The organism is Gordonia sp. PvP123 (assembly GCF_040547295.1).
GTDB lineage: Bacteria > Actinomycetota > Actinomycetes > Mycobacteriales > Mycobacteriaceae > Gordonia > Gordonia terrae.
This window is the reverse complement of record NZ_JBEPPN010000012.1, coordinates 58281-79398: the sequence shown is the minus strand read 5'-3', so window position 1 is coordinate 79398 and position 21118 is coordinate 58281. Positions and strand designations below refer to the sequence as shown.

The following is a 21118-nucleotide window of genomic DNA, read 5'->3' as shown; positions in this document are numbered from 1 at the left end:
TGGAGTTCGCAGGCTCCTATTCGGTCACTTCCGAGCGGTCACCGCTCCACAGGGTGTGGAACGTGCCCTCCTTGTCGATGCGCTGGTAGGTGTGCGCGCCGAAGTAGTCGCGCAGACCCTGGGTCAGCGCGGCCGGGAGGCGGTCGGCACGCAGACCGTCGTAGTACGACAGCGACGATGCGAACGCCGGCACCGGGATACCGAGGAGGGTCGCGGTCGAAACCACCCGGCGCCAGCTGTCGATGCCGACCTCGACGGCCTCGCGGAAATACGGGGCGAGCAGCAGGCTCGGGAGGGCGGGGTCGTCGTGGTAGGCCTCGCGGATGCGGTTGAGGAACTGCGCCCGGATGATGCAGCCGCCACGCCAGATGGTGGCCAGCGCGCCGCGGTCGACATCCCAGCCGTATTCGGCGCTGCCGGCGGCGATCTGATCGAAGCCCTGCGCGTAGGCGACGACCTTCGAGGCGTAGAGGGCGGTCTTGATGTCGTTGACGAAGGTCTCGCGATCGGCGGGGGCCGAGCCGAGGTTGCCCGACGACAGCCCGCGGGCCGCGACGCGCTGATCGGTGGCGCTCGACAGCGCGCGGGCGAAGACGGCCTCGGCGATCCCGGTCGTCGGGATACCGAGATCGAGGGCGGACTTCACGGTCCAGCGACCGGTGCCCTTCTGGCCCGCGGCGTCGACGATGACGTCGACCAGCGGCTTGCCGGTCTCGTCGTCGACCTGGCTGAGGACCTCGGCGGTGATCTCGATCAGGTAGCTCTCGAGTTCGGTGGTGTTCCAGTCGCGGAAGACGTCGGCGATCTCCGAGACCGGCATGTCCAAGGCCTTGCGCATGAGGTCGTAGGCCTCGCCGATGAGCTGCATGTCGGCGTATTCGATGCCGTTGTGCACCATCTTGACGAAGTGGCCGCTGCCGTCGGGGCCGATGTGGGTACAGCACGGCTCGCCGTCGACCTGGGCGGCGATGGATTCGAGGAGCGGTCCGAGCGATTCGTACGACTCGACGGGGCCGCCCGGCATGATCGACGGGCCGTTCAGCGCCCCCTCTTCGCCACCGGAGATGCCGGCGCCGACGAAGTTGAGTCCTCGAGCCGACATCGCGGCCTCGCGACGGATGGTGTCGGTGTAGAGGGCGTTGCCACCGTCGATGATGATGTCGCCCGGCTCCATCGCGTCGGCGAGTTCTTCGATCACGGCGTCGGTCGGGTCGCCGGCCTTGACCATGATGAGCACCCGGCGTGGGCGCTCGAGGGCCGCCACGAACTCGGCCACGGTCTCGGTGCGGATGAATTCACCGTCGCTGCCGTGGTTCTCGAGCAGTGCATCGGTCTTGGCGATGCTCCGGTTGTGCAGCGCGACCGTGTACCCGTGACGGGCGAAGTTGCGTGCGATGTTCGAACCCATGACGGCCAGGCCGGTGACACCGATCTGGGCCTTCGCGGAGGAGGACGAGGAGTCGACGTTGTTCATGCGGACAGCCTATTGCCTCTGTGTCCGAACCGGCGATCTGCCTCCGCGTGTGATGCCGGTCCGACGCAGCCGGGTGCGACGGGCGGTCAGAATGCCGACATGAGGCGGTTGAGCTCGGTGAGCCACGGGATGGCGACCGCGAGGGTCGGGAGCACCAGGATCGCGGCGGCCGCGACGTAGGCGCCGGCGGCGACGACCCGGGCGGGGCGGTCGTCGCGCAGACGGTGGACGCGCGTAAGGGTGGTCGGTCCGCCGACCGCCATCGCACCGCGCGGGGCCACCGCGTCGGCGCAGGCGACCAGGGCTCGGCCCAGCGTGGTCGGGGTGGTCGCGCGAACGGCCTGATCATCGGCCAGCGCCTCGACGAGGAGCTCGGTCGCGCCGAGCGCGGAGCTGCTGCGCACGAATCGGGGGAACGCCTCGTGCAGGGCGATGAAGGCCTCGAGCACGAGGTCGTGCCGGGCACGCAGGTGGGCGCGTTCGTGGGCGATCACGGCGACGAGTTCGTCTCGGGTCAGGCGATGGACGACGCCTTCGCTGACCACGACGCGCTGCCGCAGGCCCGGCAGGCAGTAGGCGAGGGGCTGCTCGACGTCGATCATCCGGACGTCACGAGCGTAGAGCGGGTCGTCGGCGTCGTCGGTCCGATCGCAGCGGTCGAGGATGTCGATGAGCTGGCGGTGTGCCTTGCGTCGGGCGCGGGTGCGCACGCCGACGCGGATCACCGTGTAGAACAGGCGCGCGCCGACCAGGAGGGTCAGGACGAAGACGCCGACGCAGAGGAGCCACAGCGGCCAGCCGAGCCGCTCGATCTCGCGGACCGGGTGGGTGGTCGGCGTGCCGTCCGGACCGATCACGAGGATGTTCGCCGCGATCGCCAGACCACAGCTGAACGCCGACAACACGGCGGCCAGGGCAATGGCCTGCCACAGCGTCATCGCCGCGCGTGGCGCTCGGATCGGCCATCGTGCCCGCGACAGTGCCTCGGGTACGGGTCCGGCGAGCACCAGGCTGACGATGCCGAAGAGCAAGGCGGTCATCTGGTGATTCCTAAAAGTGGGCTGCGAGTGGTGGTGTCGCGAATCTAACCGGTGTCGCTCGTTCCGCGTGCGGCTTCGAGCTCATCGAGTGCGGAACGGAGGGCGGCCGCCTCGTCGGCGCCGACGCGGCCGACGAACGACACGAGCGCCGCGTGACGCGACCCGGGTGCATCGGCCTCGCTCAGCGCGTCGACCATCAGACTCGCCACGAGGTCTTCGCGAGGGTGGGTCGGTACGTACTTGTGCGCCCGGTCGTCGCGGATCTGCGTCACGAGGTTCTTCTTCGCCAGCCGCTGCAACACGGTCATGACGGTGGTGTAGGCGAGGGAACGGTCACGCGACAGGTCGGCATGCACCTGCCGCACCGTCTGCGGGGCAGAACTCTCCCACAACGAGTCCATCACAGCGCGTTCGAGGTCGCCCAGGCCATTCATCTTTCGCATTTTACTGCTCTGCCTCCGATAGTGGGTCCGCTGGATACCCAGTTGTTGCTCACATGCGTGCCGTGCCCGTGTCCGAGGAGCGATCACGCCTCTGACGTGGACATTCCCGCGGCGCTTGACACGTTGGTAAGGCTAGCCTACATTAAGTGTCACGTCGGACCGCGTGAGAGTCCTGAGGGCTGCAGAGACCCCCGGTCCACGGCACGGAAGGCCCCGCATCTCCCAGAGGTGCGGGGCCTTTCGGTATCCACAGATGGACAACGGCCCGCCCCCTCCTCGTGTTCCCGCGGGGGCACCGATCGCGAGCCGGACTGGTGTCGCGACGTCCGAAGGCTTCATGCGACTGTTGACGTCATGACTGCGAACAGTGCGGACGAGGTTCTCCGGGATTCATTCGGCAAGGGACTCGACGGCGTCCTCGGACTCGGGGTCGTCGAGGCGGGGCCCGACCGGATCGTGGCGACGATGGAGATCACCGAGAGTCACCATCAGCCGTTCGGGATCGTGCACGGCGGGGTCTACTGCGCGGTCGGCGAGAGTGTCGCCAGCATGAGCGGCTTCCTGTGGCTGCAGGACTCCGGTATCGGCGGCACCGCCGTCGGGGTGAACAACAACACCGACTTCCTGAGGTCGGTACGGGCGGGCACGGTCACCGCGACGTCCACCCCGATCCACCGGGGCCGCCGCCAGCAACTCTGGGCCGTCGACATGGTCGACCAGGACGGCGCGCTGCTGGCCCGGTCGCAGGTGCGACTGCAGAACATCGAGGTCAAGTAGGCCGCTGAGGCCCGCGTCACGCCGGCGTCGCTCGGCGCGCCAACCCTGTCCCGGCATGGCAGGATGTCTCCTACTGCCCGGCCGGACCACACCGATCGACCGCCGGCCGAACACCCCCGAGGAGCGCTCCCGGTGCGATTGTCGCCCCATGAACAAGAACGGCTGCTGATCTCGTATGCGGCCGAACTGGCCCGCAGGCGGCAGGCGCGCGGTCTGAAGCTCAACCACCCGGAGTCGGTTGCGCTGATCACCGATCACGTCCTCGAAGGCGCCCGTGACGGCCGCTCGGTGGCCGAGCTGATGACCTCGGGACGCGAGGTCCTGCGGCGCGACGACGTGATGGACGGCGTACCGGAGATGCTGCACGACGTCCAGGTCGAGGCGACCTTCCCCGACGGCACCAAGCTGGTGACCGTGCACGACCCGATCGCCTGAGCCCCGACCGAACGAGACAGGTGGTGGACGGTCCGTTCGCGACCCGTCCCGTCCGCCGAACCGCAGCATTCCAGGAAGGACCGAGATGTCGGGTACGCACTCCACCGGCCCGCGATCGACGATCGTGCCGGGCGAGGTCATCGCCGCCGACGGGACCATCGAACTCAACGCGGGCGTCGACGCCGTCGAGCTCCGCGTCGTGAACTCCGGTGATCGCCCGGTGCAGGTCGGCAGTCATGTGCACTTTCCGCAGTCGAACGAGGCGCTTGTCTTCGACCGTGCGCGGGCCCACGGCCGCAGGCTCGACATCCCCGCCGGCACCGCGGTGCGCTTCGAGCCGGGAATCGAGATGACCATCGGCCTCGTCCCGCTCGGCGGCACCCGCGAGGTGTACGGGATATCCCTCGATCCTCCCGGCGCCTGCGGCCCGGTCGGCGCCGTCCCCAGTGACGAGAGTGAGTGACGCATGGCCATCCTGGGACGCGACCGCTATGCCCAACTGTTCGGCCCGACGACGGGCGATCTGATCCGGCTCGCCGACACCGACCTGCTCATCGAGGTGACCGACGATCTGTCGGGTGGGCCGGGACGCGCCGGCGACGAGGCGGTCTTCGGCGGCGGCAAGGTGATCCGCGAGTCGATGGGACAGAGCCGGGCCACCCGCGCCGACGGCGCTCCCGACACGATTATCACCGGTGTCGTCGTCCTCGATCACTGGGGAATCATCAAGGCGGATCTGGGTATTCGCGACGGCCGCATCGTCGCGATGGGCAAGGCGGGCAACCCCGACACCATGGACGGGGTGCATCCGGACCTCGTCATCGGACCGTCGACCGAGATCATCGCGGGCAACGGCAAGATCGTCACCGCCGGCGCGATCGACTGCCACGTCCATTTCATCTGTCCGCAGATCATGGACGAGGCGCTGGGCAACGGGATCACCACCGTGGTCGGCGGCGGGACGGGACCGGCCGAGGGCAGCAAGGCGACCACCGTGACGCCCGGCGCGTGGCACCTGGCGTCGATTCTCGCCGCCACCGATCACTGGCCGATGAACATCGCACTCCTCGGCAAGGGCAACACGGTCAGCGCCGAGTCGATGCACGAGCAGATCCGCGCGGGCGCTTCGGGTTTCAAGCTGCATGAGGACTGGGGCAGTACACCCGCGGCCATCGACGCCTGCCTGCGGGTCGCCGACGAGACCGGCGTCCAGGTCGCGTTGCACTCCGACACCCTGAACGAGGCCGGGTTCGTGGAGACCACTCTCGGCGCGATCGCGGGCCGGGGCATCCACGCCTATCACACCGAAGGCGCCGGCGGTGGTCACGCGCCGGACATCATCACGGTCGCGGCATACCCGAATGTGCTTCCGTCGTCGACGAATCCGACTCGTCCGCACACGGTCAACACACTCGACGAACACCTCGACATGCTGATGGTCTGTCACCACCTCAATCCCACGGTCCCCGAGGATCTGGCCTTCGCCGAGAGCCGGATCCGCCCGTCCACGATCGCCGCCGAAGACCTGTTGCACGACCTGGGTGCCATCTCGATGATCGGGTCGGACTCGCAGGCGATGGGCCGGATCGGCGAAGTCGTGCTGCGCACGTGGCAGACCGCCCACGTGATGAAGCGCAAGCGAGGGTCCCTTCCCGGCGACGGGCGTGCCGACAACACGCGCGCACGGCGCTACGTCGCGAAGTACACGATCTGCCCGGCGCGCGCGCACGGCTTCGACGACGAGATCGGCTCGGTCGAGGTCGGCAAGCTCGCCGACCTGGTGCTGTGGGATCCCGCGTTCTTCGGGATCCGGCCGGATCTGGTCATCAAGGGCGGCGCCATCGCCTGGGCGGCGATGGGCGACGCGAACGCCTCGATACCCACGCCGCAACCGGTCTTCCCGCGCCCGATGTTCGGCGCCGCACCGAAACTCGCGGCCGCCACGTCGGTCAGCTTCGTGGCCCCGGGTGCCGACGCCGACCTCGCCGGCCGGATCGGCGTCGACCGCAGGCTCGTTCCCGTCAAGAACACCCGCGGCGTCGGCAAGGCCGACATGATCAACAACGACGCGTGCCCGACGATCGAGGTCGATCCCGACACGTTCACGGTGAGGGTCGACGGTGAGGTCTGGGAATCCGAACCGGTCGCCGAACTCCCGATGGCGCAACGGTATTTCCTGTTCTGATGCGATCCGGCGACACCACCTCCGCGCCCCTGGCGATGATGCTCGCACTGGCGGATTCGCGACTGCCGGTGGGCGGGCACGTGCACTCCGGCGGGGTCGAACAGGCCATCGCCGACGGATTCATCCGCACTGCAAGCGATCTCGCATCCTTCCTGTACCGCCGGGTGACCACGAGTGGTCTGGTCGCGGCGTCGGTGGCGGCGGCGGTCGCCGACGGTGCACTCGACGTGTCCCGCGCCCAGCGCGAGACCGACGCGCGCACACCGTCATCCGCAGCGCGGAAGGCGTCGCTCGCGCAGGGCCGTGGCATGGCGCGCCTCGCACGCCGGATGTGGCCGGACACCGACTGGTCGGCTCATCGGCCGGCGACGCATCTCCCGGTCATCAGCGGGTCGATCGGCGCCGTGTCGGCGCTCTCGGGATTCCACACCGCGCTGATCCTCGTGTACACCACGATGAGCGGGTCGGCGACCGCCGGTCAGCGTCTGCTCGCACTCGACCCCGCCGACGTGTCGATCATGATCGCCGAACTCGGCGCCGAGTGCGAGCGGGTCGCCGCCGAGGCCGCGGTCGGTCTGGCGGACCTGTCCGACCCGGTCCTCGACATCTTCGCCGAACGTCATGAGCGGCAACCGATGCCGCTCTTCATGTCCTGACCCCGCCCGACCTGACCAGACGATGTCGCGCAACCGGACATCGCCGACCGAGAGGAGTTCCCATGCCCCCGCATCTCATCGACGGGCAGCCGCACACCCACGATCACGACCGGCCGCGCCGTAAGCGGGAACCCGGCGAGGCCCTGCGGATCGGCATCGGTGGCCCCGTCGGGTCCGGCAAGACCGCGCTGGTGGCCGCGCTGTGCCGGCAGCTCCGGGACGAGTTGTCGGTGGCGGTGCTGACCAACGACATCTACACGACCGAGGATGCCGACTTCCTCCGTCGCAACGCCGTTCTGCCCGATGAGCGGATCACCGCTGTCCAGACCGGCGGATGCCCGCACACCGCCATCCGCGACGACATCACCGCCAATCTCGACGCCATCGATGATCTCGTCGAGGCGAACCCGCCGCTCGACCTCATCCTGGTGGAGTCCGGCGGCGACAACCTCACCGCAACCTTCTCGACAGGTCTGATCGATGTGCAGATCTTCGTGATCGACGTGGCCGGCGGGGACAAGGTGCCGCGCAAGGGCGGTCCCGGCGTCACGTTCTCGGATCTGTTGGTGATCAACAAGATCGATCTGGCCGAACGTGTCAACGCCGACCTCGACGTCATGCGCCGGGACGCGGCGAAGGTCCGTGACGGCCGGCAGACCGCCATGATCTCGCTGACCGAGGATCCCGCCGCGACCGACGTACTGGCGTGGGTCCGGACCCAGCTGGCTGCCCCGGTCGTCGCCGGGTGACCATGCGCACCGAGGTCGACATCGTCGCCACCGTCGACCGCGGTGTGCGCCACCGGGCGGTCGGGGGCCTCGGCGTGCGGGTCACCGCTCCCGGCCATGTGCAGCTCATCGGTACGGCCGCGACACCGTTGGGCGGCGACGAGATCGTGGTCCGTATCGAGGTCGAACCCGGCGCGCACCTACGGGTGAGCAGCGTCGCCGCGACCATCGCACTGCCCGCCCGTGACCGCGCCGACTCGTCGGCCCGGTGGGAGATGGAGGTCGGTGACGGTGGCCGGTTGCGCTTCGACCCGCAACCCACCGTCGTCGCGGGCGGTGCCCGGCATCGGTCCGACGTCACGGTGCGCCTGGCGTCCGGCGCCACCCTCGACCTGCACGAGCACGTGCAGATAGGCCGGGCTGCCACGATGACGGACTCGACGCTGGCCGACCGCGATCGGGCGGGTGCCTGGACCGGGGGACTGCGGGTGGACGTGGACGGCGAGGTGGTGCTGGCGCATCGCCTCACGCTGGGGCACGGCACCCCAGCCGGCGCGGCCGGCCACCGTGCGGCCAGCAGCGTCTTTCGCTACCCGGACGACCGGTCGGGCGAGGTGCATGCGACGGAGTTCGCCGCTCGGCTCCAGCTGGCCGGCGGAGCCAGCCTGACGACGGCGCTCGCACCATCGGTCAGCGATGCGCAGCGGCTGGCCGACGACCTCGAGATCAGATCACTGGTCCCGGTGCAGTAGCGGCCGGTGCCGAAGCGCCTCAGCTCGCCTCGGCCTCGGATTCCTTGCCGTCGGCGTCCTTGCCCTCGGTGGGCACCGAACCCGTGGTCTCGGGGCCGGTCGACGCCGAGTCCACGGTCCCGGAATCGGTCTTGGCCGACTCCGACTCCGACTCCGAGGAGGTCCCGGCCTTCTCGAGAGCCGACAGCTGACCGATGGCGGTACGCGCGTAGACCTGCTGCTCGGTCACCGCGAGCTGCGAGCGACCACGCGTGGTGAACGCGAAGAACCAGTTGATCAGCGTGTTCAACCGGTTGCGGAACCCGACCAGATAGACGAGGTGCAGTGCCAGCCAGCCGAGCCACGCGAAGTAACCCTCGGTCTCGAACGTCTTCTTGATGCCCGGGATCGGGACCTGCATCACCGCGGAGTACCGCGAGATGGTCGCCATCGACCCCTTGTCGTAGTAGCTGAACGGCTTGCGCTGGTCGGGAGTCTGCCCCTTGAGCTCGGCCTTGATGGCATCCGCCGCATACCGGCCGCCCTGGATCGCGCCCTGCGCGACACCCGGCACCCCGTCGACGGCCATCATGTCGCCCACGACGAATACCTCGGGGTGACCGGGGATGGTGAGGTCGGGGAGCACCTTGACGCGGCCGGCGCGGTCGAGTTCGACACCGGACTGCTCGGCGAGCTGCTGGCCGAGCGGGCTGGCCTGGACACCGGCCGACCACACCTTGCACTGCGATTCGATGCGGCGGGTGGTGCCGTCCTTCTCCTTGACGACCAGGCCGTCGTAGTCGACGTCGACGACCATCGCGTTCAGCTGGATCTCGACACCCATGCGCTCGAGGCGGGCCGCGGCCTTGCCGCCCAGCTTCGGACCGAACGGCGGCAGGACGGCCGGCGCGGCGTCGAGCAGGATCACCCGTGCCTCGGTCGGGTCGATGTTGCGGAACGCGCCCTTGAGCGTCTTGTCGCTCATCTCGGCGATCTGCCCGGCCAGCTCGACGCCGGTGGGGCCCGCGCCGACGACCACGAAGGTCAGCAGCTTGGCCCGCTCGGCGGGGTCGTGCGACAGCTCGGCCTGCTCGAAGGCGCCGAGGATGCGGCCGCGCAGTTCGAGGGCGTGGTCGATGGTCTTCATGCCGGGTGCGTATTCGGCGAAGTGGTCGTTTCCGAAGTACGACTGGTCGGCGCCCGCGGCCACGATCAGATCGTCGTACGGGGTGACCGTGATCCGCTCGAGAAGCCGGGAGGTCACGGTCTTGGCCTCCAGGTTGATGTCGAACACGTCGCCCATGAGGACGGCGGTGTTCTTCTGCTTGCGCAGGACCACGCGGGTGGCCGGCGCGATCTCGCCCTCGGCGACGATGCCGGTCGCGACCTGGTAGAGCATCGGCTGGAACAGATGATGCGTGGTCTTCGCGATCAGGGTGACGTCGACGTCGGCCTTGGCCAGTCGCTGGGCGGCGAACAATCCGCCGAAGCCCGAACCGATGATGACCACTTTCCGGCGGGTCGTGGCTGCTCCAGCGGGGGCCTGGACGGCGGGGCTGCTCATCTCCAGACATCTCCTTCTAGGTCGTTGGGCGACGGTCGTGCGGACTTCGGCGGACCCGGTGGGGGCGCTACCCGGGGGAGCCGCGTAGCGCCGGGGCCGGAGTACGACCGTGCATGTTCTCAACGGTAGTCAATGATGATCCGATGGGCGCGGCCAGAGGGGTGTTGGGTTCACGCGGTGAGACCACCGGCCGCCGACCAGCGCTGGGACCGCTCCTGCCAGTCGGCGCGCAACAGCTCGTATTCGACCTCGGACCGGTCCCGGTCCGGGTGGATGGTGAGCAGTTCGGCCGAGTCGGCCGCGTCGTCGCACAGGTGGATCGCGCAGAGGGTCATGCCCAGCTTCTCCATCACACGACGCGAGGAAGCGTTGCGCGCGACGGTGCTCGCGAACACCCGGTCGGTCCCGAGGTGATCGAAGGCGAAGGCGACGAGGGCGAACGCCGCCTCGGTGGCCAGTCCACGACCCCACACCGTGCGGCGGAGGCGATAACTCAGTTCCAGTTCCGCGCGACAACTGTGGCGGGGGGTGCGCAGCGAGATCCAGCCGAGGAAGGCGGTGGTGGCGGGGTCGCACAGCACCCAGGTGCCGGTGCCGTATCTCCGGTGCTCGGTCTCGGCGCGGGGCACCACCCACTCCTCGATGACGGCGCGCGGTGTCGCGGCGCCGCCGCTGACAAAGCGCATGACCTCGGGATCGCTGTCGAGATGGACGAGCTCGTCGACGTCGACCGCGGACACCGGGCGCAGACGAGCCCGTGCCGTGTCGATGTTCACCCGAGCCCCTCACCGCGCGCGGGGGTGCGCGCACCGATTCGCTTGTCGTCCTGCCCCGGCGAGTGAGTCTACGGTCTGGATGACGGTGACTCCTGCAGTTCGTCCCACGCGTGTCCCGCACTAAGATCTGCGCCGTGGCCCTCGACCCAGACGCCCTCGATACCGACGCCCTCGATCCGAACGCGCGCGCAGCCGGTTCCGGCTATCACCTCGACATCCCGGTCGCTCTGCGCTGGGGCGACATGGACATCAACAACCACATCAACAACGTGCAGATCTCGCGCATCTTCGAGGAGAGCCGCGTGCGATCGTTCTTCGAGTGGATGCCCGACCGGCCGCGGAAGTTCTCGTTCCTCGTCGCACGCCAGGACATCGAGTTCTCCGCGCCCGTCCACTACGCGCTCGACCCCGTCCACGTCCGCACCTGCATCGGACGCGTCGGCCGGTCGTCGTTCGTCATGGCCCTGCGCCTGTTCGACCAGTCCGGGACGTTGTGCGCCACCGCCGAGACCACGATGGTCGTCGTCGACCCGGACACCGGCAGGCCGACCCCCATCCCCGACGACGCGCGGGGTCTGCTGTCCGCGCGGCTCGGGGAACCGGTGCGGTTCCACACACCTCGGACGAACGCAGCGGGCTGACCGGCCCGCGCCCGACCGGCACACCCACCCGATGCTGATCCTGCACCGCGCCGAACGCACCGACACCCTGGCCGATGCGCTGGCCGAGGTGCTGGCGCGTCCGCTCGGCGATCCCATGCGGCCCGAGATCGTCTCGGTTCCCGCTGCCGGGGTCGAGCGATGGCTCGCCCAGCATCTGGCGCGACGGCTGGGAACCGGGACCGGCGAGGACGGTATCGCCGCGAACATCGACTTCACCGGGCCGTCCCGGCTTGCGGATGCGATCGGCGCCGCGGTGCTCGGCGATACCCGTCTGCACACCGCCGCCTCGCTCACCGCGCCGGACGACCCGTGGCGCGCGGCCGAGCTGACATGGCCGGTCCTGCGTGTCCTCGACGACCGCATCGACGATCCCGCTCTCGACGTCATCGCGCGGCACATCGGTGCCGGCGACGCCTCCTCGCCCCGGATCGGACGCCGCTACGCCACCGCACGGCATCTGGCCGAGCTGTTCGACCGCTACGGGCGGTCGCGACCGTCCCTGATCGCCGACTGGGCCGCCGGTCACGACCTCGACGGCGCCGGTCGACCCCTGCGGGACGATCTCGCCTGGCAACCCGCATTCTGGCGCGCGGTCCGCGACGAGATCGGCCGCCCGCATCCCGCGGAGAATCTCCCCGCCGTCTGCGATCGCCTGCGCACCGACCCCGAAGCCGGGGGACTGCCGGAACGGTTGTCGGTGTTCGGGCCCACCCGGATCACCGAGTCGTTCCGTCGGATCGCCGCCGCCGCGGCCGTCCACCACGATGTCCACCTGTTCGTGCCGCACCCGAGTCCCCGGTTGTGGGAGGAACTCGGCGCCCTCGTCGATGCCGATGCCGGCGAGGGGGTCCCGCCGCGGCGCGGGGAGCGCGAGCTCCCCGAACTACGAAACCCGTTGCTGGCCGGCCTCTCCCGGGATCTCCAGGAACTGCAGCTGCGTCTGGCCCCGATCGTGGACCGGGATCTGCACCATGCCCCGCGGCAGCCGGTTGTGGCGGATACGGCACTGCACGCCGTGCAGTCGGGGATCCGCGACGACCTGGCCCCCGCGGCTGACCTCACCGCCGCCTCGGCGAGCTCGAACATCCCGGATACCGCGGACCCGTCGGTCGAGGTGCATGCCTGTCACGGACCCGAGCGCCAGATCGAGGTGTTGCGGGACCGATTGCTGCATCTGTTCGCGGCCGATCCGGAGCTGCAGCCGCGGGACGTCCTCGTCATGTGCCCGGATGTCGAGACGTTCGCGCCGCTGATCCGTGGCGCGTTCGGCCAGGCGGGTCTGCCGCACCCCGCCTTCGATCTACGGGTTCGCCTGGCCGACCGCGGAATCCGTCACGTCAACCCGATCCTCGACGTCATCGTCGGGGTCGTGGAGCTGGCCGCGGGTCGCGTGACCGCCGGCGAAGTCGTCGACCTCCTCGGCGCCCCGCCGGTACGCACCCGGTTCGCGATGACCGACGACGACCTCGACCTGATCCGGGAATGGTTGGCGCACAGCAACGTCCGCTGGGGCCTGGGTGTCGCCGAACGGGCCCGGTACGGCCTCGAACGATTCCGGCAGGGAACCTTCGATGCCGGTCTGGATCGGATCGCCCTCGGTGTCGTCGCCGAGGAGGCCGACGACGAGTGGCTCGGCACCGCACTGCCGCTGGCCGGCGTCGAGAGCACCGGGATCGACCTCGTCGGCCGGTTCGACGAGTTCCTCGACCGCTTGGGTCGGGTGCTGGCCGAACTGCGGGAAGCAGCTCCCGCACACCGCTGGGCCGAGACGCTCATCGACGCCGTGTCGTCGCTCACGGCGACCGAGCCCGCCGACGATTGGCAACGCGCCCAGGCCATCCGGATGCTGAGCGAGGCCTTCGGAGACACCCGGCCGGTCGAACCGGAGGAGGTGCTGCGGCTGGCGGACGTGCGAGACCTGTTGGCGGCACTGGTCGCCGGCAGACCGACCCGCTCGAACTTCCGCACCGGAGAACTCACCGTCTGCACGATGGTGCCCATGCGCTCGGTGCCGCACCGCGTGATCGTGCTGCTCGGGGTGGACGCGGAGGTCTTCCCACGCGTCCAACGGATCGACGGCGACGACGTCCTCGGGGTGGATCCGCTGGTGGGCGAACGTAATCCGCGGGACGAGGACCGGCAGTGTTTCCTCGACGCGATCTGCGCCGCGCAGGACTCACTTCTCGTCTTCTACAGCGGTGCCGACCCGGTCTCCGGCCGGCGGATCCCGCCCGCCGTCGTCGTCAGCGAGCTCGTCGACACACTGACCGGCCAGACCGGCGCCGACCCGGTCCGTCGACACTCTCTGCACGGATTCGACGCGCGGAACTTCACTCCCGGTGGCGTTCGAGGGATCTCGGGACCCTTCAGTCACGATTCGTCGATGCTCGCCGGCGCCGAGGCGCTGCGCGAGCCGCCGCGACGCCCGGTGGTGGCCGCGCGCGAGGTCCTCCCGGCGCCGGAACGCACCCTCGACACCGACGACATCGACCTCGCCACCCTCATCGACTTCCATGTCGATCCGATCGTCGCCTTCATCCGGCAACGGCTCGGTGCCCGCATTCCCGACGACGACCGGCCGCACGACGATCAGCTCGACGTCGAACTCGAACCGCTGGACAAGTGGGGGATCGGCGACCGGTTCCTCTCCCGGATGCTGACCGGGGTGCCCATCTCGGACTGCGAGGCCGCCGAGCTCCGGCGCGGCACCCTGCCCCCGTTCGCCTTCGGCACCCGCGAGCTCCGCGCCATCTCCCGGGCGGTGACACGCCTGCACGGTGTCGTCGAGCCGTTGCGGTCGGGAACTCCCCGGACCCTGGACATCCTGGTCCGTCTGCCCGACGGGCGGCGGGTGCACGGGACGGTCGGCGAGGTGTTCGGCGACTCCGGGCCGGCGGCGGTGGTGCGGGCGACCTATTCCAAGCTCAAGGCCAAACAGCAACTCAGCGGGTGGATCACGCTGCTCGCGGTCGCCGCCGCGGCGACCCAGGGCAACGACGCGGCCGGGTCGGTCGAGTCGGCGGTCCTGGTCGGGCGCGCCGCCCGCGGCGGCGGGACCAGCACCGTGCGATTCCGGCGCCCCGAGGACCCGGTCCCGCTGTTGTACGACCTCGTCCGACTCCGCGACGAGGGTCTGCGTCGTCCGCTGCCGTTGCCCCTCGAACCCGCGTGCACCTTCGTCGAGAACGACGGTCCCGGTCGGCGCAGTACGTTCTCGCTGGCCAACGCGCGCAGGAACTTCGAGGACAGATTCGGTCCCGCGCGCGACCCCCATGTGCGGTTGGCGTTCGGCGGAGACGTGCTGGCCGACGTCGAATTCGACGACCTCCTCGCCTGTCCGCCACCCGAGGACCGGACGGTCGGCGGTGTCGATTCCGGGCCTCGCACGCTCGGCGGGGTCGAACTGCCGATGGCCGACGGCGAACCGCTGTTCGCCGGCCTCGCGCGCACTGTGTGGGTGCCGCTCAACCAGCATCGGGAGGGCACATGAGACGCCCGGCCACGTTCGACATCACTGCCGACCTGCCGGACCACACCACGGTCCTGGAGGCCAGCGCGGGTACCGGAAAGACCTATGCCATCGTCGGTCTCGCCGCCCGGCACATCGCCGAAGGCGTACCCATCTCGGAGATGCTGCTCGTGACATTCAGTCGGGCCGCGACCGCCGAGCTGCGGGAACGCATGCGAGACCGCGTGCGGGAGTTGCTCGACGGGCTCGGCCGCCCGGGCGCGGACACCGGTCACGACGCGCTGCTGCAGATGCTGGCGCAGGGCACACCGGACGAGGTCGCCGCGCGGCGTCGCAATCTGGCCCGGGCCCTGAGCGACTTCGACGCGTCGACGATCGCGACCACCCACACGTTCTGCAATCGGATGCTGGAGGCGCTCGGGTTCCTCGGTGAACGCGAACTGGTCTACTCGATCGTCGAGGAGGTCGACGAGCTCACCGAAGAAGTGGCCCTGGACCTCTACCTCCGGGGTTTCTGGGCAAGCGACACACCGGAGTTCGACTTCTCCGAGGCCCGCGCCATCGCCCGCGACGCGGTGCGTCAGGCGTCGGTCGCGTTGGCGCCGGACGAGTCCGAGGCGACCGACGGGCCCGCCGCCGACGCGGTCGCCGCCCGCCGGGTGAGTTTCGCCTCCGCGGTCCGCCGCATCGTCGAGACCCGGAAACGCGATGCGCGGGTGCGGACCTATGACGACCTGCAGGCCATCCTGCACCGGATCGTGACCGACCCGGTGGTCGGCGAGCGCGCGTGCCGGCGGATTCGCGACACCTTCACCGTCGTCCTGGTCGACGAGTTCCAGGACACCGACCCGTTGCAGTGGGAGATCGTGCGGCGCTGCTTCCACGGTCACCGTCGCCTCATCCTCGTCGGCGACCCCAAGCAGTCGATCTACGGGTTCCGCGGTGCGGAGGTCCTCAGCTATCTCGCCGCGGTGTCCTCCGCCGACACCCTCCAGGCGCTCGACGTGAACCGTCGGTCCGACGGCGCCCTGGTCGACGCGCTCGGTCACCTGTATGGCGAAGCAGCGCTGGGACATCCGGGCATTGTGGTTCATCCGGTCTCGGCCGCCCATCCGGGGAGCCGTCTGGACGGCCGCCCGCCGTTGCGTATCCGCGCGTTCCTGCGCAACGACTTCTCGTCGCGCAACTCCTACAACCTGCCCTCGGTGAAGGACGTCCGGACCCGGATCGCGATCGATGTCGCCGACGACATCGCACACACACTCGCCCAGGGGACCAGGATCGAGGTCGACGGCACCTCCCGCCCGGTCGACCCCGGTGACATCGCGATCCTGGTGCGGCTCAACAGCACCATCGAGCCACTCCAGCGGGAACTCGCCGAGCGCGGCATCAACTCCGTCATCGGGTCGGGGGTCAACGTGTTCTCCACGACCGCGGCCCAGCACTGGCTGTGGGTGATGCGCGCCGTCGAGCAGCCGTCGCGTGCCGAGCGGGTGCGGCTGGCCACACTCACGACGCTCCTCGGCTGGTCGACGGAGCGGGTGGCGACCGCGGGCGAACCCGAGATCGCCGAGCTCGGGGCCGAGATGTCGTCGTTGGCACGCGTGTTCGGGCAGGGCGGATTCGCCGCGATGGCACAGCGGCTCCTCGATTCGCACGGGGTCGCCGCCCGGGTGCTGGCCACCGAGAACGGCGAACGTGTCCTCACCGATCTCCTGCAGGTGTCCGCGCTGTGCAACAAGCACGTCGTCGAGACCTCGGCCGGACTCAGCGGCCTCGTGGAGTGGCTGGCGGAGCGGATCACGGACACGTCCGCCCGACAGCGGTACGAGGACCAGAGCCGGCGACTCGACCGTGACACCCAGGCGGTCCAGATCATGACCGTGCATGCCAGCAAGGGTCTGCAGTTCCCGATCGTCTACGTGCCCTATGGCTGGGACGGGACGTGGATCGGCGACCGCGGCAACATCACCTACCACGACGAGTCGGGTACGCGGCGGCTCGACGTCGGCGGTGGGCAGGCCCCCGGGCGTGCGGCCCGACGCAAACGGTACGCCGAGGAGACCGCCGGCGAGGATCTCCGACTCCTCTACGTGGCGCTGACGCGGGCGCAGTCGCAGGTCGTGGCGTGGTGGGCGCCGTCGATGAACACCACGAGTGGACCGTTGCACCGGCTGATCTTCGGGCGTGACACCGCGACACGGATCCCGTCCGAGACCGGAGAGTCGGTCTGGGCGGTCGCTTCCGACGTGCCCATCCCGGACGACGACCCCACCTGCGTGAGCGTGCTCCGCACCCTGACCGAACGCGACGCGGCGATCTCGGTCGAGCCCGCCGGCCGCATCGAGGCCGTCGGGGTGACGACGCCGGCGCAGGCCGTCGACGAGGCAGCGTCGCTCGGGGTGGCGCGGTTCCGGCGCGCCATCGATCAGGAATGGCGTCGGACGTCGTACTCGGCCATCGTCGCCGACGTCGCGCACGGCGCGCCGGGAGCGCCCGGTGGCCCGGTCGTCACCACCGGAAGCGAACCCACCGAGGACATCCTGAACGACGAGCCGGCCGTCGACCCGGCCGACATCGACGAGGCCCCGGATGGTGAACGGACCGGTACGCCGTCGCTGATGAACGGGCTGCCCTACGGTGCGGCGTTCGGAACCCTGGTGCACGAGGTCCTGGAGTACGTCGACACCTCGGCACCCGACATCGACGCGCATGTGCGCGAGTTGTGTTCGCGCGCACTCGGGGTCCTGCCGGCCGACATCGACGCCGACACCCTGGTCACCGCGCTCGTCGGCGTTCTCACCACGCCACTCGGGTTCGGGGACCTGTGGGGTGTGGAACCAGGTGATCGCCTCGCCGAACTCGACTTCGAGCTCCCGCTGGGACCGTCGGACCGCACACCCGGCGGTGCCGGGGCGACGCCGGGTGGGTTCGCCGAGCTCCTGGACCGACATCTGCCCGACGACGATCCGCTGCGGGACTACGCCGAACACCTCCGCGAACTGCCCGCCCGGGAGCTGCGCGGGTTCCTCACGGGCAGCATCGACTCGGTGCTGCGGACCCCGGATGGGCGTTATGTCATCGTCGACTACAAGACGAACCGGATCCGTCCGGGCGACCTCCTCGTCGAGGACTTCGACACCACGGCGATGGCGGGCGAGATGACCGCCGCGCACTACCCACTGCAGGCGATGCTGTATTCCGTTGCGTTGCATCGCTATCTGCGATGGCGTGTACCGAGTTACGATCCGGTCCGGCACCTCGGTCCGGTGCAGTACCACTTCGTGCGGGGAATGGCCGGTCCGGACACGCCGCCCGGTTGCGGCGTGTTCGAGTGGGCGCTGCCCGCGGAGCTGGTCGTCGACCTGTCCGACGCGCTGGCAGGGGTTTCGCGATGAGCATTTCCGATGTCCAGGTGACGGAATGGGCCACTGGTGTGCTCGCCGAGTGGAACGAGGCCGGGGTGCTGGCGGCCGCGGACGTGCACATCACCGATCGTCTCGTCGCCATGTGCGCCGAGCCGGTGTCCGAGACCGCGCGACTCGGCGCCGCGCTCGCCGTACGTGCCGTGCGCCTGGGTTCGACGTGCCTGGCGCTGGATCGGCTGGATGAGCTCGCCGGCGAAACCATCCCGGATCTCACGGTCCCGTCGTCGGAAGCGGTCCTCGACGCCTTGCTCGAGAGCCCGCTGGTGGCCGGCAGCGAGGCGGGTCCGTTGCGTCCGTTGGTCGTACGGCGCTCCGTCGACGGCCCCCTGGTCTACCTTCAGAAGTACTTCCGGCAGGAGCAGACGATCCGGGACACCCTGGCCCGGCGTGCGCAGACCTCGCCCGTGGTCGACGCGGGCGCGCTGCGCGCCGCGATCGCCGCGGTGTACACCTCGCCCGAGGACGGGTACCTGCAGAAGCTCGCCGCCGCGGTGGCCGCGACCCGCTGGACCACCGTCCTGGCGGGCGGCCCGGGCACGGGCAAGACCTACACCGTCGCACGCATTCTCGCCGTCCTGGACGCGCTGCAGGGACCCGGCCTGCGGATCGGGTTGTGTGCGCCCACCGGCCGCGCGGCGGCTCAGCTGCAGGCCTCGGTGGAGGCGGAGTCGACTGTCCCGGTCACGGCACACGCCGTCACGTTGCATTCGCTGCTCGGATGGCGCCCGGGAGCCAACCCGAGATACGGCCGCGGACGTACGCTCCCACACGACGTGATCGTCGTCGACGAGACCTCGATGCTGTCGATGACGGCGATGAGCCGCCTGCTCGACGCCGTCCGACCCGACGCGCGGGTGCTCTTCGTCGGTGACCCGCATCAGCTCGCCTCGGTGGAGGCGGGGGCGGTGCTCGCCGATCTCGTCGAACGAACCGATGTGACCGGGGCGCAGGAGGATTCGGAAACCGCCATGGCGGTGTCGTGGACCGCGCTCGAGGCGGTGGGCGCGGATGCCGACGACGAACCGGACCCGGCGGACAGGGATCAGCTCGCCGACGGCGTCATCACCCTGCGTCGGCAGTTCCGTTTCGGCGGCGGTATCTCACGAGTGGCCGCCGCCGTGAATTCCGGTGACGCCGACGAGGTCCTGAGGCTCGTGGCGGCAGCGGACGTCCCGAATGTCGAGCTCGTGGCTCCCGACGAGCTCGACGATGTACGCGCCGATCTCGTCGAGTGGGGGAGGACGCTGCGTGTTGCCGCCCGCCGTGCCGATGCCGCAGCTGCGCTCGATGCACTGGACGCCCACCGCGTGCTGTGCGCGCATCGGGAGGGATCGTCCGGAGTCCGAGGGTGGTCGGCCAGGATCACCGAGTGGCTCGGTACCACGGGTGCCGAACTCGCCGGATGGTATCCGGGACAGCCGATCCTGGTCACCGCCAACGACCGGCAGACCTCGACCTTCAACGGCGACACGGGAGTCGTGATCGCCGACCCCGAGGGACGGATGTCCGGAGTCGACGCCGTCCGGGTCGCCTTCCGGCGTGGCGGGACGGTGCGACTGTTGCATCCGACGCAGCTCGCCGACGTCGTGTCGGTCCACGCGATGACCATCCACCGCAGTCAGGGGAGTCAGTTCCGACAGGTGACGGTGATCCTCCCGCCCACGGGTTCGGAGCTGCTCACCCGCGAGCTGCTGTACACCGCGATCACCCGTGCCCGCGAACACGTGCGGATCGTCGGCACGCCGGAGGTGCTCGCCGCAGCGGTCGACCGTCGCGTGCAGCGAGCAAGTGGTCTGCGATCGACGGTCACGCCGTTCGACGACCGGGATGATCGATGGTCGCCACCTTCCGGCACACCCACCCCGTCTCCGTGAACCCACCCGGTCCGAGCGCGGTGAGAATCCGGACAAGGAATGGGTGTGCGGGCGCGGCGATGTGACTGCGCGATGTGTTCGTCGACGTCCTAGATGAGGTCGCAACCACCGGGGACGAGGTCCCGCCGCTGATAGCACTCGACGCCGAGCAACTTCTCCTGGATGTCGTCGGGCAGCGACATGAACCCCGAGATGGCCCGGCTGCGATCGATCTCGGAACGATGCGCGGTGACCGCGGCTCGCTTGCGGGCCGCGAGGTCGGACACGTCGACGACCACGTCGATCTCGGACTCCGGCGTCCCGGGCAGCTGCGCCCGGGGGATGTCTGCGAACAGGCTCTCCGCGAGGATGTCCATCATCCATTCCGGGATCGTGGCGAAGTACAGCGAGCGGACTCGCCAGGCAGGCCCGGCACGGTGGTACAGCTTCGTCGACGCTGCGGCGTCGGCGGCCGCGCATGCGAGTCGATGAGCATGAACATGGTCGGGGTGACCGTAGATGCCCAGCGGGTCGTAGGTGATCACGATGTCGGGCTGGAGGGCACGGATGTGGTGGGTGAGTGCCCGGACCTGTTCGTCGAACGACGCGGCGCACAGTCGTTGCGCGTCGGGGGCCGATTCGGGTCGCCGGTCGTCGGCGTAGCCGAGCATGATCGGTGGCCGGGGCATGCCGAGGATGGTCGCGGCATCGGTGAGTTCGCGGTGCCGGACCGTGCCGTCGGTCCAGGTGCACATCACGAGGTCCACCTCGCCGCCGGCGTCGGTGTGACGCGCGATGAGGCCGCCGGTCCACAGGGATTCGTCGTCGGGGTGCGCGTGCACCAACAGCAGTCGCGGTGTGCCCATCCACCTGGCTTCCTGATCGTTCCCGCACGGC

The 21118-nt window shown here is 69.7% G+C and carries 17 protein-coding genes; 11 read left to right on the top strand and 6 right to left on the bottom strand.

Annotated features, from left to right (window positions below):
* Window positions 1-16: 16 nt before the first annotated feature.
* The 3 genes from gnd to ABIC25_RS21370 all read right to left on the bottom strand — a co-directional run bounded on the left by gnd (window position 17) and on the right by ABIC25_RS21370 (window position 2957).
* Window positions 17-1474 (bottom strand): NADP-dependent phosphogluconate dehydrogenase, encoded by a 1458-nt coding sequence (gene gnd, locus ABIC25_RS21380; protein WP_004022153.1) that lies wholly within the window; start codon window positions 1472-1474, stop codon window positions 17-19.
* An 86-nt stretch (window positions 1475-1560) separates the two neighbouring features.
* Window positions 1561-2514 carry a M56 family metallopeptidase gene (locus ABIC25_RS21375; RefSeq protein WP_004022152.1) on the bottom strand — a complete coding sequence of 318 codons (954 nt, stop codon included), beginning with the start codon at window positions 2512-2514 and terminating at the stop codon, window positions 1561-1563.
* A gap of 44 nt (window positions 2515-2558) precedes the next feature.
* Window positions 2559-2957, bottom strand: coding sequence for a BlaI/MecI/CopY family transcriptional regulator (locus tag ABIC25_RS21370; RefSeq protein WP_004022151.1), 399 nt, complete (start codon window positions 2955-2957; stop codon window positions 2559-2561).
* A 354-nt stretch (window positions 2958-3311) separates the two neighbouring features.
* On the opposite strand from ABIC25_RS21370, the gene ABIC25_RS21365 reads away from it, so the two are divergent.
* The 7 genes from ABIC25_RS21365 (at window position 3312) to ABIC25_RS21335 (ending at window position 8490) form a co-directional block, all read left to right on the top strand.
* Entirely contained in the window at window positions 3312-3734 is a 423-nt protein-coding gene (locus ABIC25_RS21365) for a PaaI family thioesterase (RefSeq protein ID WP_004022150.1), read from the top strand.
* Between the two features lie 132 nt (window positions 3735-3866).
* On the top strand, window positions 3867-4169 hold the full coding sequence (locus ABIC25_RS21360; protein WP_004022149.1) for an urease subunit gamma: 303 nt from the start codon (window positions 3867-3869) through the stop codon (window positions 4167-4169).
* Between the two features lie 85 nt (window positions 4170-4254).
* Entirely contained in the window at window positions 4255-4632 is a 378-nt protein-coding gene (locus ABIC25_RS21355) for an urease subunit beta (RefSeq protein WP_004022148.1), read from the top strand.
* A 3-nt stretch (window positions 4633-4635) separates the two neighbouring features.
* Window positions 4636-6354, top strand: a complete 1719-nt coding sequence (locus tag ABIC25_RS21350; protein WP_248642761.1) for an urease subunit alpha — start codon at window positions 4636-4638, stop codon at window positions 6352-6354.
* Window positions 6354-7010, top strand: coding sequence for an urease accessory protein UreF (locus tag ABIC25_RS21345; RefSeq protein ID WP_354563060.1), 657 nt, complete (start codon window positions 6354-6356; stop codon window positions 7008-7010). The genes ABIC25_RS21350 and ABIC25_RS21345 overlap by 1 nt, the downstream gene beginning before the upstream one ends.
* Window positions 7011-7072: 62 nt before the next feature.
* Window positions 7073-7759, top strand: coding sequence for an urease accessory protein UreG (ureG, locus tag ABIC25_RS21340; protein WP_064570111.1), 687 nt, complete (start codon window positions 7073-7075; stop codon window positions 7757-7759).
* A 2-nt stretch (window positions 7760-7761) separates the two neighbouring features.
* Window positions 7762-8490: an urease accessory protein UreD gene (locus ABIC25_RS21335; RefSeq protein ID WP_239399284.1), complete on the top strand. Its 729-nt coding sequence runs from the start codon at window positions 7762-7764 to the stop codon at window positions 8488-8490.
* 19 nt (window positions 8491-8509) lie between these two features.
* Here ABIC25_RS21335 and ABIC25_RS21330 read toward each other — a convergent pair whose 3' ends face one another.
* Together ABIC25_RS21330 and ABIC25_RS21325 are read right to left on the bottom strand one after the other, a co-directional pair.
* Window positions 8510-10033, bottom strand: coding sequence for an NAD(P)/FAD-dependent oxidoreductase (locus tag ABIC25_RS21330; protein WP_101821459.1), 1524 nt, complete (start codon window positions 10031-10033; stop codon window positions 8510-8512).
* 170 nt (window positions 10034-10203) lie between these two features.
* Window positions 10204-10809 carry a GNAT family N-acetyltransferase gene (locus tag ABIC25_RS21325; RefSeq protein WP_004022142.1) on the bottom strand — a complete coding sequence of 202 codons (606 nt, stop codon included), beginning with the start codon at window positions 10807-10809 and terminating at the stop codon, window positions 10204-10206.
* A 134-nt stretch (window positions 10810-10943) separates the two neighbouring features.
* Here ABIC25_RS21325 and ABIC25_RS21320 point away from each other — a divergent pair, with 134 nt between their 5' ends.
* From ABIC25_RS21320 to recD, 4 genes are read left to right on the top strand one after another with little or no spacing between them, the layout of a single operon-like run.
* A complete protein-coding gene (locus tag ABIC25_RS21320; protein WP_354563058.1) occupies window positions 10944-11450 on the top strand; it encodes an acyl-CoA thioesterase in 507 nt (168 codons plus the stop codon).
* Window positions 11451-11481: 31 nt separating this feature from the next.
* Window positions 11482-14961, top strand: coding sequence for an exodeoxyribonuclease V subunit gamma (recC, locus tag ABIC25_RS21315; protein ID WP_354563056.1), 3480 nt, complete (start codon window positions 11482-11484; stop codon window positions 14959-14961).
* Window positions 14958-18338: a UvrD-helicase domain-containing protein gene (locus ABIC25_RS21310; RefSeq protein ID WP_354563054.1), complete on the top strand. Its 3381-nt coding sequence runs from the start codon at window positions 14958-14960 to the stop codon at window positions 18336-18338. Before recC ends, ABIC25_RS21310 begins: the two co-directional genes overlap by 4 nt.
* Window positions 18335-20242 carry an exodeoxyribonuclease V subunit alpha gene (gene recD, locus ABIC25_RS21305; RefSeq protein WP_354563053.1) on the top strand — a complete coding sequence of 636 codons (1908 nt, stop codon included), beginning with the start codon at window positions 18335-18337 and terminating at the stop codon, window positions 20240-20242. The genes ABIC25_RS21310 and recD overlap by 4 nt, the downstream gene beginning before the upstream one ends.
* A gap of 89 nt (window positions 20243-20331) precedes the next feature.
* On the opposite strand, the gene ABIC25_RS21300 is transcribed toward recD, so the two are convergent.
* On the bottom strand, window positions 20332-21087 hold the full coding sequence (locus tag ABIC25_RS21300) for a PIG-L family deacetylase (RefSeq protein ID WP_004018721.1): 756 nt from the start codon (window positions 21085-21087) through the stop codon (window positions 20332-20334).
* Window positions 21088-21118 lie beyond the last annotated feature (31 nt).